The 15937-nt window shown below is 40.6% G+C and carries 9 protein-coding genes and 1 pseudogene; 5 read left to right on the top strand and 5 right to left on the bottom strand.

Annotated elements, in window-relative coordinates; all coding sequences use genetic code 11:
* Nucleotides 1-118 precede the first annotated feature (118 nt).
* Nucleotides 119-2149, bottom strand: coding sequence for a leucine-rich repeat domain-containing protein (locus TY21_RS09445; RefSeq protein WP_130589678.1), 2031 nt, complete (start codon nt 2147-2149; stop codon nt 119-121).
* Between TY21_RS09445 and TY21_RS09440 the strand changes: the two genes are divergently transcribed.
* Nucleotides 2144-2416 carry a hypothetical protein gene (locus TY21_RS09440; RefSeq protein ID WP_042239610.1) on the top strand — a complete coding sequence of 91 codons (273 nt, stop codon included), beginning with the start codon at nt 2144-2146 and terminating at the stop codon, nt 2414-2416. The genes TY21_RS09445 and TY21_RS09440 overlap by 6 nt on opposite strands.
* Before the next feature lie 279 nt (nt 2417-2695).
* On the opposite strand, the gene TY21_RS09435 is transcribed toward TY21_RS09440, so the two are convergent.
* Together TY21_RS09435 and TY21_RS09430 are read right to left on the bottom strand one after the other, a co-directional pair.
* The gene (locus TY21_RS09435) at nt 2696-4453 is read right to left on the bottom strand and encodes a leucine-rich repeat domain-containing protein (protein WP_197725058.1); all 1758 of its coding nucleotides are present in this window, start codon (nt 4451-4453) and stop codon (nt 2696-2698) included.
* 563 nt (nt 4454-5016) lie between these two features.
* On the bottom strand, nt 5017-6498 hold the full coding sequence (locus TY21_RS09430; RefSeq protein WP_197725057.1) for a leucine-rich repeat domain-containing protein: 1482 nt from the start codon (nt 6496-6498) through the stop codon (nt 5017-5019).
* A gap of 384 nt (nt 6499-6882) precedes the next feature.
* Here TY21_RS09430 and TY21_RS09425 point away from each other — a divergent pair.
* Together TY21_RS09425 and TY21_RS11975 are read left to right on the top strand one after the other, a co-directional pair.
* Nucleotides 6883-7706, top strand: a pseudogene (locus TY21_RS09425) (IS5 family transposase).
* A 133-nt stretch (nt 7707-7839) separates the two neighbouring features.
* A complete protein-coding gene (locus tag TY21_RS11975) occupies nt 7840-7959 on the top strand; it encodes a DUF6444 domain-containing protein (protein WP_368668642.1) in 120 nt (39 codons plus the stop codon).
* Here TY21_RS11975 and TY21_RS09420 read toward each other — a convergent pair.
* Nucleotides 7937-8221, bottom strand: coding sequence for a hypothetical protein (locus TY21_RS09420; RefSeq protein ID WP_130589677.1), 285 nt, complete (start codon nt 8219-8221; stop codon nt 7937-7939). The two genes, TY21_RS11975 and TY21_RS09420, sit on opposite strands and share 23 nt — an antisense overlap.
* Nucleotides 8222-8250: 29 nt before the next feature.
* Entirely contained in the window at nt 8251-8511 is a 261-nt protein-coding gene (locus TY21_RS09415) for a hypothetical protein (RefSeq protein WP_130589676.1), read from the bottom strand.
* A gap of 277 nt (nt 8512-8788) precedes the next feature.
* Here TY21_RS09415 and TY21_RS11135 point away from each other — a divergent pair, with 277 nt between their 5' ends.
* Nucleotides 8789-8935: a hypothetical protein gene (locus tag TY21_RS11135; RefSeq protein WP_158623064.1), complete on the top strand. Its 147-nt coding sequence runs from the start codon at nt 8789-8791 to the stop codon at nt 8933-8935.
* A 59-nt stretch (nt 8936-8994) separates the two neighbouring features.
* A complete protein-coding gene (locus TY21_RS09410) occupies nt 8995-15888 on the top strand; it encodes a hypothetical protein (protein WP_042239295.1) in 6894 nt (2297 codons plus the stop codon).
* Nucleotides 15889-15937: the final 49 nt, after the last annotated feature.

The raw sequence follows: 15937 nt of genomic DNA, 5'->3' as shown, positions 1-15937 counted from the left end.
TAGTTTAAGCTTGCTTAGTTGCGGGAAGAAAAGCGGATTACTTTCTTAAAGATAAGGTGGTTAAAAGTTTCTTATTTCATTTTAGCCCACCCCAAATTAAAAAGTACTTACGGCCATTCTACAATTGAAAACGCTGCCTTATTTTTTCGGCGATATCTTTCAAAGGATTTTCTGCTAGTTCAAGCTTGGTAAGCCAAGACAACCGCCCGATTTCTGCAGGAAGACTAGTGAGTTGGTTTTGTCTTAAGTTAAGCCTTTGCAGCTGAAACAATAGACCTATTTCTGCAGGCAGAGCGGTGAGCTGGTTTTGGTCTAAGTGAAGCTGTAGCAGATTAGACAGCCGCCCGATTTCTGCAGGCAGACTGGTGAGCTGGTTTTGATTTAAGTAAAGCCATTGCAGCTTAGACAGCTGCCCTATTTCTGCAGGCAGAGCGGTGAGCTGGTTTTGATTTAAGTAAAGCCATTGTAGCTTAGACAGCTGTCCGATTTCTGCAGGCAGACTGGTGAGCTGGTTTTGATTTAAGTAAAGCCCTTTCAGCCTAGACAGCCGCCCTATCTCTGTAGGAAGACTGGTGAGCTGATTTTGATTTAAGTAAAGCGCTTCTAGCTGAGACAATTGACCTATTTCTGCAGGCAGGCTGGTGAGTTGGTTTTGATTTAATTTAAGCGTTTGCAGCTCAGACAGCTGCCCGATCTTTGCAGGAAGGCTGGTGAGCTGGTTTTGATTTAATTCGAGGCATGCCAGCGTAGACAGCTGCCCGATTTCTGTAGGCAGAGCGGTGAGCTGGTTTTGATTTAAGTAAAGCCATTGCAGCTTAGACAACCGCCCGATTTCTGCAGGCAGAGCGGTGAGCCGGTTTTGATTTAAGTAAAGCCCTTGCAGCCGGGACAACTGTCCTATTTTTGCAGGCAGAGCGGTGAGCTGGTTTTGATTTAATTCAAGCCTTTGCAGCTGAGACAATAGACCTATTTCTTCAGGCAGGTTAGTGAGCTGGTTTTGATTTAAGTAAAGCCATTGCAGCTTAGACAATTGCCCGATTTCTGCAGGAAGGCTGGTGAGCTGGTTTTGATCTAAATCAAGGGTTTGCAGCTGAGACAATAGACCTATTTCTGCAGGAAGGCTGGTGAGTTGGTTTTGATTTAGGTAAAGCCATTGCAGCTCAGGCAATTGACCTATTTCTTCAGAAAGACTGGTGAGTTGGTTTTGATTTAGGTAAAGCTCTTGCAGCTGAGGCAGCTGCCCGATTTCTGCAGGCAGAGCGGTGAGCTGGTTTTGGCCTAAGCGAAGCTGTAGCAGATTAGACAGCTGCCTGATTTCTGCAGGCAGAGCGGTGAGCTGGTTTTGATTTAATTCAAGCCTTTGCAGCTGAGACAATAGACCTATTTCTTCAGGCAGGTTAGTGAGCTGGTTTTGATTTAATTCAAGCCTTTGCAGCTGAGACAATAGACCTATTTCTTCAGGCAGGTTAGTGAGCTGGTTTTGATTTAATTCAAGCCTTTGCAGCTGAGACAATAGACCTATTTCTTCAGGCAGGTTAGTGAGCTGGTTTTGATTTAAGTAAAGCCATTGCAGCTTAGACAATTGCCCGATTTCTGAGGGTAAATAAGTCAAGCCTACTTCCCATAAATCTAAAGTCGTGATGTTTTTACAATTTTCTTCAATCCAATCTCTAAGAAGCTCTCCTTTTTTTTCTAGAGGCAAGTGCTTAATCTCTTCTCGGCTCAAGTATTCTTCCCCACCAGGAAGTTTTTTCCAAAGCAAAAGGCGATTAATATTTAAGAGATAAGAAGAGTAATTAGCCAGCGTTAAGCCTCTTTTTCCTTCCGTTTTCTCTTTAGATTCTAAAGTTGAAAGAGATTTGGCTAAAGTAAAGATTTGCCTAAAGATTGCATTTACCTTTGCTGTTTCAGAAAGCTTTTCTTCTAGCTTATAAATCCTATCTACAATAAGAGCTTGCTCCTTAACATTTCCTTGAGGAACATGCACTTTACCTATTTGCTTATAAAGAGGGAGCATGACTTCAGAAGCCAGCAGATGATGCCATCTTTTACAGACGCTAAATAAGGAAGGAACTACGCAAGCCTCTAAGATAGGGAGCAGCAATTCATTGGGCAAGCTTTCAATAGATGCCGGAGAGATAGGATGCATTTTATTTCCTTGGGTAGTGATGACCTTTTATTATTTTTACTGTTAAAAGCAACAATAAAAAAATTAAAAAAGCAAGTCAAGCGAATTCGTATCCTTATCAATGAAAAACAACTCACAGATAATCTACCTCGTTTTTTTTCAGATAGATTCAAGGAGAGGGCGGAGACCTTCCAAGCATTTAGGAGCAGCCACAGGTTTTGGGGATTAAGTGATGCGGCAATTTTGGTTTGGTTAAAAAATGAAATTGATTCTTTGTATTTGAGATAAAACGGTTCTTTTTGATGCCTTGTTTTAATTCTTCTACTGAATGATGAAATACAATACGCCAGTTTCTTCCTATCAAAAAAAGTTGTTCTCCCAGCCATAGCAATCTGCAGAAAAAGAGAGAAGCTCCTTGTCGTTATAAATGTGTAGGTTAGTTTAAGCTTGCTTAGTTGCCGAAAGAAAAGGGGATGACTTGTTTAAAGATAAGCTTGTTTAAAGATAAGATGGCTAAAAGTTTGTTATTTCATTTTAGCTCACCCAAATTAAAAAGTACTTGTTATTCTACAATTGAAAACGCTGCCTTATTTTTTCGGCGATATCTTTCAAAGGATTTTCCGCTAGTTCAAGCGTTTTTAGCTGAGACAGCTGCCCAATTTCTGCAGGAAGACTGGTTAGCTGGTTTTGATTTAAGTAAAGCCCTTGCAGCTGAGACAATTGACCTATTTCTGTAGGCAGAGCGGTGAGCTGGTTTTGGCCTAAATCAAGCCATTGCAGCTTAGACAGCTGCCCAATTTCTGCAGGCAGAGCGGTGAGCTGGTTTTGATTTAAGTAAAGCCGTGTCAGCTGAGACAATTGACCTATTTCTGCAGGCAGGCTGGTGAGCTGGTTTTGATTTAAGAAAAGCCCTTTCAGCTGAGACAATTGCACCATTTCTGCAGGAAGACTGGTAAACTGGTTTTGATTTAAGTAAAGCGTTTGCAGCTGAGACAGCTGTCCGATTTCTGCAGGCAGAGCGGTGAGTTGGTTTTGATTTAAGCCAAGCGTTTGCAGCTGAGACAATTGCCCGATTTCTGTAGGCAGGCTGGTGAGCTGGTTTTGACTTAAGTAAAGCCATTGTAGCTGAGACAGTTGCCCGATTTCTTCAAGCAGACTGGTGAGGTGATTTTGATTTAAGTCAAGCGTTTGCAGCTGAGACAGCTGCCCGATTTCTGCAGGAAGATTGGTGAGCTGGTTTTGATGTAAGTCAAGCGTTTGCAGCTGAGACAGCTGCCCGATTTCTCCAGGCAGATTGGTGAGCTGGTTTTCTCTTAAGTCAAGCGTTTGCAGCTGAGACAGCTGCCCGATTTCTGCAGGAAGATTGGTGAGCTGGTTTTGATTTAAGTAAAGATATTGCAGCTGAGACAATTGGCCTATTTCTGTAGGCAGAGCGGTGAGCTGGTTTTGATTTAAGTAAAGATATTGCAGCTGAGACAATTGCCCGATTTCTGCGGGCAGAGCGGTGAGCTGGTTTTCTCTTAAGCCAAGATCTTGCAGCTGAGACAGCTGCCCGATTTCTACAGGAAGGCTGGTGAGCTGGTTTTGATTTAAGTAAAGCTCTTGCAGCTGAGACAGCTGTCCAATTTCTGCAGGAAGGCTGGTGAGCTGGTTTTCTCTTAAGTCAAGCCCTTGCAGCTGAGGCAGCCGCCCTATTTCTGCAGGCAGAGCGGTGAGTTGGTTTTGGCTTAAGTTAAGCTCTTGCAGCTGAGATAACTGGCCTATTTCTGGCGGTAAATAAGTCAAGCCTGCTCCAGATAAATTTAAAGCCGTGGTATTTTTACAATTTTCTTCAATCCAATCTCTAAAAAGCTCCCCTTTTTTCTCTAGAGGCAAGTGCTTAATTTCTTCTCGGCTCAAGTATTCTTCCACACCAGGAAATTTTTTCCAAAGTAAAAGGCGATTAATATTTAAGAGATAAGAAGAGTAATTAGCCAGAGTAAAATACCTTTTTTCCTCTGTTTTCCATTTAAATTCTAAAGGAGAAATAGATTTAGCTAAGGTAAAAACTTGTTTAAAAACTTGATAAACTTTTTCAGTAGAGGTAAGTACAGGATTAAGTTGATAAACTTTAGCTAACATAAGAGTTCGCTGGGTAGTGGCCTTCCCCTTGGGGAAATGAAGCTGTGCTATTTTTTTATAAAGAGAAGGCATCAACTCAGAAGCCAGCAGATGATGCCATCTTTTACAGACGCTAAATAAGGAAGGAACTACACAAGCCTCTAAGATAGGGAGCAGCAATTCATTGGGCAAGCTTTCAATAGATGCCGGAGAGATAGGATGCATTTTATTTCCTTTGGTAGTGACACTTTTTCAGCATTATTATTTTTTAAAGACAATATAAAAAAATTAAAAAAGCAAGTCAAACCAATTCGTATCCTTATCAATGAAAACAACTCACAAATGATCTACCAGCGCTTTTGTTTCAAATAGATTCACGGAAAGGGTGAAGACCTTCTACGCATTTAGGAGCAGCCACAGCTTTTGGGGATTAAGTGACGCGGCAATTTTGGTTTGGCTAAAAGAATGAGATTGATTCTTTGCCTTGTTTGAGAAAAACGGCTCTTTTTGGTGCCTTGTTTTAATTCTTCTACCGCATGATGGAATACAATACGCCTAGCTTCTTCCTGTCAAGAAAGGTTGTTCTCCCAGCATAGCAATCTGCAGAAAAAGAGAGAACCTTCTTATCGTTATAAATGTGTAGGTTAGTTTAAACTTGCTTAGTTGCCGGAAGAAAAGCAGATCAGACAGCTGCCCGATTTCTGTAGGCAGAGCGGTGAGCTGGTTTTGGCTTAAGTAAAGCCGTGTCAGCTCAGCTCACCCCAATTTAAAAAGCACTTACAACCATTCTACAATTGAAAACGCTGCCTTATTTTTTCTGGAATATCTTCCAAAGGATTTTCCGCTAATTCAAGCTCGATAAGCTGAGACAGCTGCCCAATTTCTGCAGGCAGAGCGGTGAGCTGATTCTGGTTTAAGATAAGCCCTTGCAGCTGAGACAATTGACCTATTTCTGCAGGCAGGCTGGTGAGCTGGTTGTGGTGTAAGCTAAGCACTTGCAGCTGAGAAAGCTGCCCGATTTCTGCAGGCAGAGCGGTGAGCTGGTTTTGATTTAAGTAAAGCGCTTGCAGCTCAGACAGCTGTCCGATTTCTGTAGGCAGAGCGGTGAGTTGGTTTTGATTTAAGCCAAGCATTTGCAGCTTAGACAGCTGCTCAATTTCTGCAGGAAGACTAGTGAGCTGGTTTTGATTTAAGAAAAGCCCTTTCAGCTGAGACAATTGCCCTATTTCTGCAGGAAGACTGGTAAGCTGGTTTTGATTTAAGTAAAGCGTTTGCAGCTGAGACAATTGCCCTATTTCTGCAGGCAGACTGGTAAGCTGGTTTTGATTTAAGTAAAGCGTTTGCAGCTGAGACAATTGCCCTATTTCTGCAGGCAGACTGGTAAGCTGGTTTTGATTTAAGTAAAGCGTTTGCAGCTGAGACAATTGACCTATTCCTGCAGGCAGAGCGGTGAGCTGGTTTTGATTTAAGTAGAGCTCTTGCAGCTGAGACAGCTGTCCAATTTCTGCAGGAAGGCTGGTGAGCTGGTTTTCTCTTAAGTCAAGCCATTGTAGCTGAGACAGCCGCCCGATTTCTGCAGGAAGACTGGTGAGCTGGTTTTCTCTTAAGTCAAGCGTTTGCAGCTGAGACAGCTGCCCGATTTCTGCAGGAAGACTGGTGAGCTGGTTTTGATGTAAGTCAAGCGTTTGCAGCTGAGACAATTGCCCTATTTCTGAAGGTAGATAAGTCAAGCCTGTTATAGATAAATCCAAAGCCGTGATGTTTTTACAATTTTCTTCAATCCACTCTCTAAATAGCTCTCCTTTTTTCTCTAGAGGCAAGTGCTTAATTTCTTCTCGGTTCAAGTATTCTTCCCCACCAGGAAGTTTTTTCCAAAGTAAAAGGCGATTAACATTTAAGAGATAAGAAGAGTAATTAACCAGAGTAAAATCCCTCTTTTCTTCTATTTGCACTTTAAATTCCAAAGGAGAAATAGATTTAGCTAAGGTAAAAACTTGCTTAAAAACTTGATAAACTTTCTCGGTAGAGGTAAGTCCAGGATCGAGTTGATAAAATTTAGCTAACATAAGTGTTTGCTGGGTATTGGCATTCCCTGGGGGGAAATGAAGCTGCGCTATTTTTTTATAAAGAGAAGGCATGACTTCAGTAGCCAGCAGATGATGCCATCTTTTACAGACGCTAAATAAGGAAGGAACTACGCAAGCCTCTAAGATAGGGAGTAGCAATTCATTAGGCACGCTTTCAATAGAGGCCGAAGAGATAGGATGCATTTTATTTCCTTGGGTAGTAATAACTTTTTCAACATTTTTATTTTTTAAAGACAATATAAAAAAATTAAAAAAGCAAGTCAAACGAATTCGTATCCTTATCCATGAAAAACAATTCACAGATGACCTAAAAGCGCTTTTGTTTCAAATAGATTCAAGAAAAGGGAGGAGACCTTCTAAGCATTTAGGAGCAGCCACAGCTCGTGGGGATTAAGTGACGCGGCAATTTTGGTTTGGCTAAAAGAATGAGATTGATTCCTTGCCTTATTTGAGAATAACGGCTCTTTTTGGTACCTTGTTTTAATCTTCTACTGAATAGACCTCTTTCGAAACTGAAATAAAATGCAAATTTTAGTAAAATGGTGACTCAACATTTAAGGAGACACCATGAAATTTGATAAGATAGAGAAATTAGATGATAAACGCTTCCGACGATTGACAGGGGTCAAGCGTACCACCTTTGATAAAATGGTGCAAATTTTACAGCAAGCCGATAAGGCCAAGAAGATTAAAGGTGGGCGTAAATATAAACTAAGTCTAGAAAACATGTTGTGGATGGCATTGGAATATATGCGCGAATATGGGACCTATTTCTATATTAGCCAAAGCTATGGAGTTAGTGAAAGCTCAGCTTATAAAGCAATGAAATGGATTGAAGATACGTTAATCAAGCATCCAGATTTTGCTTTGCCGGGACGTAAAGAACCGTTGAAAAGCGATACGGAATATGAGGTTATTTTAATTGATGCTACAGAAACGCCTATTGAGCGCCCTAAAAAAAACAAAAGCGCTATTATTCATGGAAAAAGAAAAAACACACCCTAAAGACGCAGCTTGTAGTCGATAAAAAAAGCAAGAAAGTGATTTGCACTTCCTATGGTAATGGTAAAAAGCATGATTTTAGGCTATTTAAAGAATCCCGAGTTAAAATCCATCCAGAAATAAAAGTATTAACAAATTCAGGTTACCAAGGATTAAAAAAGCTGCACATTCAAACACTGATGCCTAAGAAAAGAGTAAGAAAAATCCTCTAAAACGAGGACAAAAAAGCAAATCAAAGTTTATCAAGAGAAAGAGTTGCCAATGAAAATGTCATTGGCCTCCTTAAGCGATTTAAAATCATAGCAGATCGCTATAGAAATAGACGTAAAAGATTTGCACTTCGCTTCGACTTAATTGCAGCAATCTATAACTGGGAATTGAATATGTGAGTTTCGAAAAAGGCCTATTGAATAGTATGCAACCTTCATACGAACAGCTAGTTAGAGAAAATACAAAGCTAAGAGCTAAAAATGCGCAGTTAAAAGCCGTGGATAAATAGATCGAAAAAGATAATCATTAAGCTTGAAGCGCGTATTGTCCAGTTGGAGGCTTAAGCTTAATCAAAATTCCAAGAATAGCTCCAAGCCGCCATCCACTGATCAAAAAGCTAATCCTTACCTTACACCCACATCAGAAAAATGATTGCTTCTTGACTCGACGCTTCTTTTTTTAGCTTAGCTATTTTGCTTGCATGCTTTTGGGTAATCAATCTAACCATGGAAGAAGAAGCTTCAATTCCATAATGCTCCTTCATCTTTTCCCCTACTTTTCCAAACGCAATATCTGCTCCAAAGTCGGTTATTGCTCGTTCTAAAGGTAAAGAATACCCTCTACATCTAACCTTAGAAGATAAGGAAAAGGGTCTAATCAATTTTTTTGCTTGTAGGAAGCATCTCTCTTCCATACCTACTATCCCAAATGTTGTATGCCAACTTAGTTTTTTTTTGAGTGCTGCCTTAATTTCATTTCCCGAGTCTTAACTTCTTGTTCATTTACTTGATGCTTTGCCCAATCCTCTAGGCATTTTTTCCCTAAGCCTCTAACTTCGGGAATAAGAGCAAATTCAGCATCATCCGCCACTTCAATCCCTTTAATTCCTTCGGTAATATCTAATAATTCTCTAATGGATTCTAATAAGTTGGGATGATTCTTTAATCGATTTACTACATTATTAACTTCTTCTTCGTTAAGCATATGCAACCTCCTTTTGCTATACTTTCAGTATGTATTAATCCTTCCTTATCTTGCCAACACTTTTAATTACACCCTCTACCAGAAAGTATAGGAATATTTCCTTGACGAAATAAAGAAAGCTCATTTAAAAGTCTAAATTTGTTTTTTTAACAAAACTATTTGTGATTTAACTCTCTCTTCTAAGGAATAAAATTATGCAAATTTCCTCCCCTCTAGACTATGATTATTCCCGCCCATCATTCACTGCGATGCTTCTTTAAATCAGGTGAGCAGCGAGATGGCAAGAATTGAAAGGGAAGTCTATCGCTTAAGAGGACTCATAGGCGCTTTTGATGAGACAATGCAGGAAAGTGCTGCTCTGACAACGGATGTGAGGGATGCCTATTTACAAGAGCTAAGGAAATTAGAGCCTAACTCCTTTTAAAGTTTTCTACCTAAATATTAATAGTAGTTATAAAAAAATCAAAAATTTAGAGAATTTATATGCAAGCAACTCCCAGCTTAGGCCTGTCGCCTCGTATTTTTTATCAAGAGCCCCCACTAGAAACAGAAGGTAGTGTGAGCCTGTTATCTGTTTCTCCAGTTATCGAGGAAGACAAAGACTATCATTCTCCATCTCCTTTTAATACCTCTATATTCTCCACCAATGGTACGCCTGAGGAAAAGCTTTTAATGCAGCGCCTGACAGCCTATTTAGGTAGAGAAAAAGATTTGTTAGGAGAAACTCTGGCTCACCTTCAAGCTGAAAGTTCTCTTTATACCTCCGAGGAAAAAAGTAAACTAGCTAAGCTTTTGCCTACTCTGAAGCTACCTTGGTTTATAGTCACAGAAGAGCAAAGAAAGGAAATAGTAGAACAGGGGATAAGCGTAGCTTCATATCCACGTTTACAACCTTTTCATAAAGTGTTAGCTGCTATTGTAGATACTATAGACTCAATTACAACTTCCTCCTTTAAAGACAAGCTAAAAATCTTAGAGGCCTATTATACTAACTTTATAACTCAGCTCCTTGAGGCCTCTAGCTTAAGAGAGCGAGAGGCTTTGCTAGCCTTGAAAGCCCAAGTCTGTGGGGATTCCGTGGGTTTTCTTCTCCTTGATATAAACAAAGCGCGCGCTATGCTTTCTATCGATGAGTTAGGCCTGCCTTGCCGCACCAATACCCATGGCAGGCATGCCGTCGCTTCTTTAGAAGGCTTACACTGTAAAGCTAATCCTACTGCTGCTGTGGTCTCTGATTATCTAAACCCTGCTTGGGAATATGCGGCTACTTCTTTAACTCAAGCTTTTTCTCCCACCTCTTTAATTGCAGCCCCTACCTCTTTCCTTAAAATCTCCAACGTCTTAACCTTCAACTGGCAAGCCTCTTTGGATCAGGAGGCCAAAAAAGCTTTTAAACAGCAACTATGGCAGGGCAAAACCTCTCAGCAAATCTTCAAAGATCAGCCTGAGCTTAAAGAGAAATTATGCAAGGTTGCTTATTTGGAAGCCCGTACAGTACAGGTAGGCTATACCATCGGGCATGCTAATGAAAGTATACGTCCTCAAGCTATTTTGTTAGCTGACCTTATTAGCGTTTTAGAAATGTTTGATTTATTGTGTGATGAACGCTTACTGACGGCAGAAGAGGTTATTGAAAGCTGGCCCTTTCTTTTAAAAGAAGTGCATAAGTCTTATCCTTCTAATCCTCACGAGCTTTTCCGCGCGTATAGAACCTGGATGGAGCAGCTGCCTGAAGAGCAGCTTTTAAGCGAATTTTCTTCTAAGGGAGAGTTTAGCCTAAAATCTGAAGAGCAAGGCTTACGTGCTTTTCATGAAGATTATTTGAAAAGTAAAGAAGAAAATAACTTTTGGCAACTTTTAGCCCTATTAAAGTTACATCCTAAGCTAGCTTCAAAAGCTTCTTTAGCCTCTTTAATCGACCTACCTTTAGCTTTACGCTGGATCGCTAAGCTTTTTCCAGGAAAGTCTATAGGAGAGCTTTTTTGCCTTATCCCTCCTTTACTAAAAAAAATTGATAAAGAAGCGTTTAGCAGCCTAGTCATCGCTAGCCTCCTTATTCTCCCTAATGATGGTAAGGCCGATAACTACATTATAGAGCTTATTTGGAAAGATCAAGAGATAGAAAGCTTAAGGCTGGCCTGCATTGATAATGACCGCGCTTTTGAGCCTGCTATTATCCCAGCAAAACAAGGACATGGCATTCATTTAAAATGCCTGCCTTTATTGCTTAAAGGATGCATGAGCCAACCGATCGCTAACTCAGTTAAAGAATTTATTTTGAATTTAAACCCCCGTGATTTTTTGCTACAATGGATCCAGCAATTAGACCAAAGAAACCAGCAGTACCAAAGGCTTATTCATCAAAAAAACTTAACGAAAGAAGATTTTTTAGATGAAGCAGCTGATCAAAAGCTAGATATTCCCCTTTTACTGCCTAAACGATTATTGTCTACGTTTTTTACAAAATTGCAACTCCTACAAGATAAGCTTAAACAAGATCATGTGACTCACTATGACCTTTTTCAAGCTTTAGAGCCAACTGCTTTTGCCTGCTATCAAGTCCTAATGCAAAGGCATGCTAATCCTTTAGATGCACTGCTAGCCCTACATCGTCAACGCACAAACGTGGAAGCTCTCCTAGAGCCTACCACTTTAACTGCAATGGATACTCTCCCCTTTTTGGTGCCTTTAGAAGAAGAAGCTAGCGACTTTCTAGCAGTCCTTAACTGGTCAGCCCCTATTCCTGTCTTGCTTGATTCCCTGAAGATAGTCAGTGCTCTCTCCTTCTGCCCTCGTCTTCCTCTTTCTTTGATGCAAAAGCAGAATTTTTTGCTGATTGCTATCCAACTAGGCAAAGCCTCATTAGTTAAGTTGGCCCTGCACTTAGGAGCTAAAGCTAACCATGCCGATGAAGCTGGACAAACAGCTTTGCATAAACTGATGCGCACCTATGATTCACCTCACTTAGATGAAGGGCAAGTATTTTCCATTGCTGATCTTTTGCTAGCCCAAGAAGATACTGACCCTAATGCTGTCGATGATCAGCATTCTCCTCCTCTTTTTCCTCTCATTAATCGTGCTATCCATGCCCCCACCCGCTTTTCTTTTTTATTAGCCAAGCTGGTTAGCAAGGGAGTAGATTTAGAATACCCTGATCACTTTCATCAAGGAAGAACGCCCTTAGAAAAAGCCATCGCCGATAACAACTTATTGGTATTTATCGAGCTAGCTAAAAAAGGAGCAGGCGTTAAAACGCATCCGGCTAGAATTTTAGAATTTGCCAAAATGCATGCGCAAAACTCTGAGCTTGGAAAGGCTTTGCATCTTTTAGAAGCTCAATTGCCAGCCTTTGCTTACCTGCGCTCTCTTGCACTATTTACCCTACCAAGCACTGGCCAAGGCTTTGAATGGGAAGGAGTAGATTCAGGTCGAGCCAAATTACACCCCCTAGTCATGCAACAGCTTCCATTAAATGCAGCCTTAGATTTTATTAAGCTTCCTCGCACCCATGGACGCAGTGCAGTCGTAGCAGTAAGTTATCTACATCGCAAATTGCATTTTAAACCTCACCCTGAGATGGCAGGTAGGGAATATGCAGTAGGAAGTCTCCATCGTGTGCTCATTGGACATGGCACACCGGAAACCGAGCTATTTAAATGCTACAATGCCCGTCGCAACGCTTACCCTCTATTAGTTTCGGAAACAAGTGAAGGACAAAACTTAGATGACGCCTTAAAAGCAGGCAATACATTAGCTAATTTAGACTTACACCGCGTGCATAATATGATGCTCCTAGCTATGCTAGTTAACCCAGAAGATGGCAAGCCTGATAACTACATCTTGCAATCTTTTATCAATCATCAAGGTGAGCAAAAAGAGCAGCTAGTTTGTGTCGATAATGATCACGCTTTGATTCCTTCTTTTTCAACGGAAGGAAAGTTGCAAGTCAAATGCATCCTATTTTGCTTAAACCAAATGCAAGAAGCTCTTCATCCTAAAACGAGAGAACGCTTTTTGCAAATTGATCCATTAGAAATATTACGCACTTGGTTAGCAAACTTGGACATACAACAGCAGCGCTATACTAAACTCTTTACCGAAGAAGAGCGCGACTTTGCCTATGCTTACCATAAGCAAAACCCTGTAATTTCTATTCTCTTACCACCTAGGACGGTAGCCAAGATTTATCAAAAGCTTACCCGCCTGCAAAGGGCTTTAAATAATAATCTTGATTTGACCCCTCTAGAGCTTTTAATCCGCTTAGACCCTCCTTTAGGAAAATATTACGAGCACCTTTTACAAGATACTAGAGCCCCAATCTATAGCCGTTTCTTAAAAGGTCCAGGGCAATTTTACGAAAAAAGCCTTCATGGCTTAGTAACCTCAAGTACCAGTCACTCACTTTTAAAATCCAGTAATATGCCTACTAAAGATCTAGTTAAACATGAAGAACGCTATATCCCTAAAGAAGCATTAAAAGAGCTGCAGACTTTAATGAGTCAAAGCCATCCTAACTATCTCCGTGCCGTTGCTGCGTCCATACAAAAAGGAAATATTGCACCTTTTCACGAGCTTTTGACTGACGACTTGCGTGAAAATGCCCTAGCATTTATAGATATTTCTCAGCAAAAGCAAGAACTTGCTCTGCTAAAAGCCATGACCTCCTCCTCTTTTGAGACTTTATCCTTACATCACTGCCAATCTTTAACGGAGGCCCTTTTAAAAAACCTAATCGTAGCTTCTGCTGCTCTTAATAAGCTAGATGCTAGCCATTGCTCCTCTTTAAAGTCTTTTTCTTTCCCCGAATTATCTTGTTTAACTCATCTTAACCTCTCTAACTGCCCTCATCTTTATAAGCTTGGCTTAAAAGCCCCTAAGCTACGTTTTCTTATTTTAAAAAATAATCAAGCCTTGACCTCGCTACAGTTAGACGCCCCTCTTTTAGAGGAACTCGAGCTAGAGGGGTGCCTAAGTCTTTCGGCAAAACAAATTCAAGCTTTAGCTAAAAGCTGTCCTCATCTCAGGCGTATAACTTTGGCTGGCTGCGATCTTTCTTCTTTGCCTCATTATAAGCTTATCCATCAACACCCTTTACTTATTCGATATAACTTAGAAAATTTTTCTTCTCAAGTCATGGAGCAGCTGCAAGGCCTACTTAATAATTCTCTTAATAAATGGTGTTCTAAGACACAAAGGCTACCATACGAGGAGCTCAGCGCTTTACTAGATGGGCTTAGAATAAATAAATCCCTTGTTCACCTAAGTCTTAAAGCAGGGACAATAGATAATGAAGGCAGTATCGCTTTAGCTAAAGCCCTCAAAACGAATACTTCGCTTACTAAACTACTCCTTTCAAGCGATCAGATAAGGAAGGAAGGCGCTAGCGCTTTAGGCAAAATCCTAGAAATTAATGCCTCAATCACTAAACTAGACCTTTCATGGAATGAGATAGGCAAGGAAGGGGCTAGCGCTTTAGGCAAAGCTCTAGAAAAGAATACTTCGCTCACTGAGCTAAATCTTGATATGAATAAGATAGACAATGAAGGTGCTAGCGCTTTAGCTAAAGCATTAAAGAGTAATGCCTCGTTCACTAAGCTAAATCTTAATAACAATAGGATAGGCAAGGAGGGCGCTAGCGCTTTAAGCAAAGCCCTCGAAACCAATAATTTGCTCACTGTATTAAAGCTTTATAACGATAGGATAGGCTATGAAGGTGCTAGGGCTTTAGCTAAAGCCCTCGAAACCAATACTTCGCTTACTGAACTAGACCTTTCAGGGAATGAGATAGGCTATGAAGGTACTAGCGCTTTAAGCAAAGCCCTCGACACCAATATTTCGCTCACTAAATTAAACCTTAGTTCTAATAAGATAGGCAAGGAGGGCGCTAGCTCTTTAGCTAAAGCCCTCGAAACCAATACCTCGCTTACTGAACTAGAACTTTCAGAGAATGAGATAGGCTATGAAGGTACTAGCGCTTTAAGCAAAGCTCTCGAAACCAATGCCTCGCTTACTGCACTAAGCCTTTCAAGGAATAAGATAGGCTATGAAGGTACTAGCGCTTTAAGCAAAGCTCTCGAAACCAATACCTCGCTTACTGAACTAGACCTTTCAGGAAATGAGATAGGCTATGAAGGTACTAGCGCTTTAAGCAAAGCCCTCAAAACCAATACCTCGCTTACTGAACTAGACCTTTCAGGGAATGAGATAGGCTATGAAGGTACTAGCGCTTTAAGCAAGGCCCTCGAAACCAATAATTCGCTTACCCTACTAGTTCTTAACGACAATCAGATAGGCTATGAAGCTGCAAGCGCTTTAGGTAAAGCCCTAGAAACCAATCATTCGCTCACTATACTAAACCTTAAAGGCAATGAGATAGGTCTTGAAGGCGCTAGTGCTTTAGCTAAAGCCCTAGAAACCAATAATTCGCTCACTACACTAGATCTTTACAACAATGAGATAGCCTATGAAGTTGCTAGCCCTTTAGCTATAGCCGAAGCTGATAGAGCTTTAGCTAAAGCCGAAGGCGCTAGCGCTTTAGCTAAAGCCCTAGAAACCAATCACTCGCTCACTGCACTAGATCTTTACAACCATGAGATAGGCAATGAAGGCGCTAGCGCTTTAGGCAAAGCTCTTGAAACGAATACCTCGCTTACTAAGTTAAACCTTAGGTCTAATAGGATAGGCTATGACGGCTTTAGCGCTTTAGCTAAAGCACTTGAAACGAATATTTCGCTCACTGAACTAAATCTAAGCGGGAAGAATTTCACAAATTATGAAGCTATTAAGGCTTTAGCTAAAGCCTTGGAAACCAATACTTCGCTCACTTCCCTGGGCCTATCTTGGAATATTAATAGCAAAAACCCAACGCTAGCTTTTATCCGTGAATCTTTAAAAAGAAATCAAACGCAGCGGCAACCATTGGAAGGGCAAAAATCTCAAGCAGCTTCTTTAGCAGAAAAATTGAATTCTAGCCACGAGAAGAAAGCGCTAAAGCACGAGGTAAATTATTTAGCTCAGGCTGATCATACTTTTTCTACAGAAAATTTCCTTCCAGGTGAAAGAAGGGTTTTGGATTCTCTTTCTGCTGATTCTGTTTCCCTGCTTGCCTTGCAGCTATGGAATGTGCTCAACGGCTATTTTGCATCAAACGACTTTCAAGAAGCAGATGATGAAATCAAGAGAACGACAGCTCATTTTCAAATTCAGTTATTAGATCTTCAGCATTGCGATTATTCTCTATTTAGCCAACAAAAGCTTCAGCAGGCTCAAAGTTATTTAATCAATATTTCCTCTTACCTAGCTCACAAAAAGATAATTTCACCCGATTATTTGCTTACTGGGGAAAAAGAAAATGAGGAAAGAGAATCCTCATTCTAATCGAGACAAGGGCCGTTTAACAAAAACACCCTTTTTATACCTTAAATAA

Source organism: Neochlamydia sp. S13 (assembly GCF_000648235.2).
Taxonomy (GTDB): domain Bacteria; phylum Chlamydiota; class Chlamydiia; order Chlamydiales; family Parachlamydiaceae; genus Neochlamydia.
The sequence above is the reverse complement of the archived record's forward strand: the minus strand, read 5'-3'. Positions and strand labels throughout refer to the sequence as shown.

Coding starts and splice junctions, on each gene's coding strand:
- TY21_RS09440 (WP_042239610.1), top strand. CDS start 2,144: ATGCATTTTATTTCCTTGGGTAGTGATGACCTTTTATTATTTTTACTG.
- TY21_RS09445 (WP_130589678.1), bottom strand. CDS start 2,149: ATGCATCCTATCTCTCCGGCATCTATTGAAAGCTTGCCCAATGAATTG.
- TY21_RS09435 (WP_197725058.1), bottom strand. CDS start 4,453: ATGCATCCTATCTCTCCGGCATCTATTGAAAGCTTGCCCAATGAATTG.
- TY21_RS09430 (WP_197725057.1), bottom strand. CDS start 6,498: ATGCATCCTATCTCTTCGGCCTCTATTGAAAGCGTGCCTAATGAATTG.
- TY21_RS09420 (WP_130589677.1), bottom strand. CDS start 8,221: ATGGAAGAGAGATGCTTCCTACAAGCAAAAAAATTGATTAGACCCTTT.
- TY21_RS09415 (WP_130589676.1), bottom strand. CDS start 8,511: ATGCTTAACGAAGAAGAAGTTAATAATGTAGTAAATCGATTAAAGAAT.
- TY21_RS11135 (WP_158623064.1), top strand. CDS start 8,789: ATGGCAAGAATTGAAAGGGAAGTCTATCGCTTAAGAGGACTCATAGGC.
- TY21_RS09410 (WP_042239295.1), top strand. CDS start 8,995: ATGCAAGCAACTCCCAGCTTAGGCCTGTCGCCTCGTATTTTTTATCAA.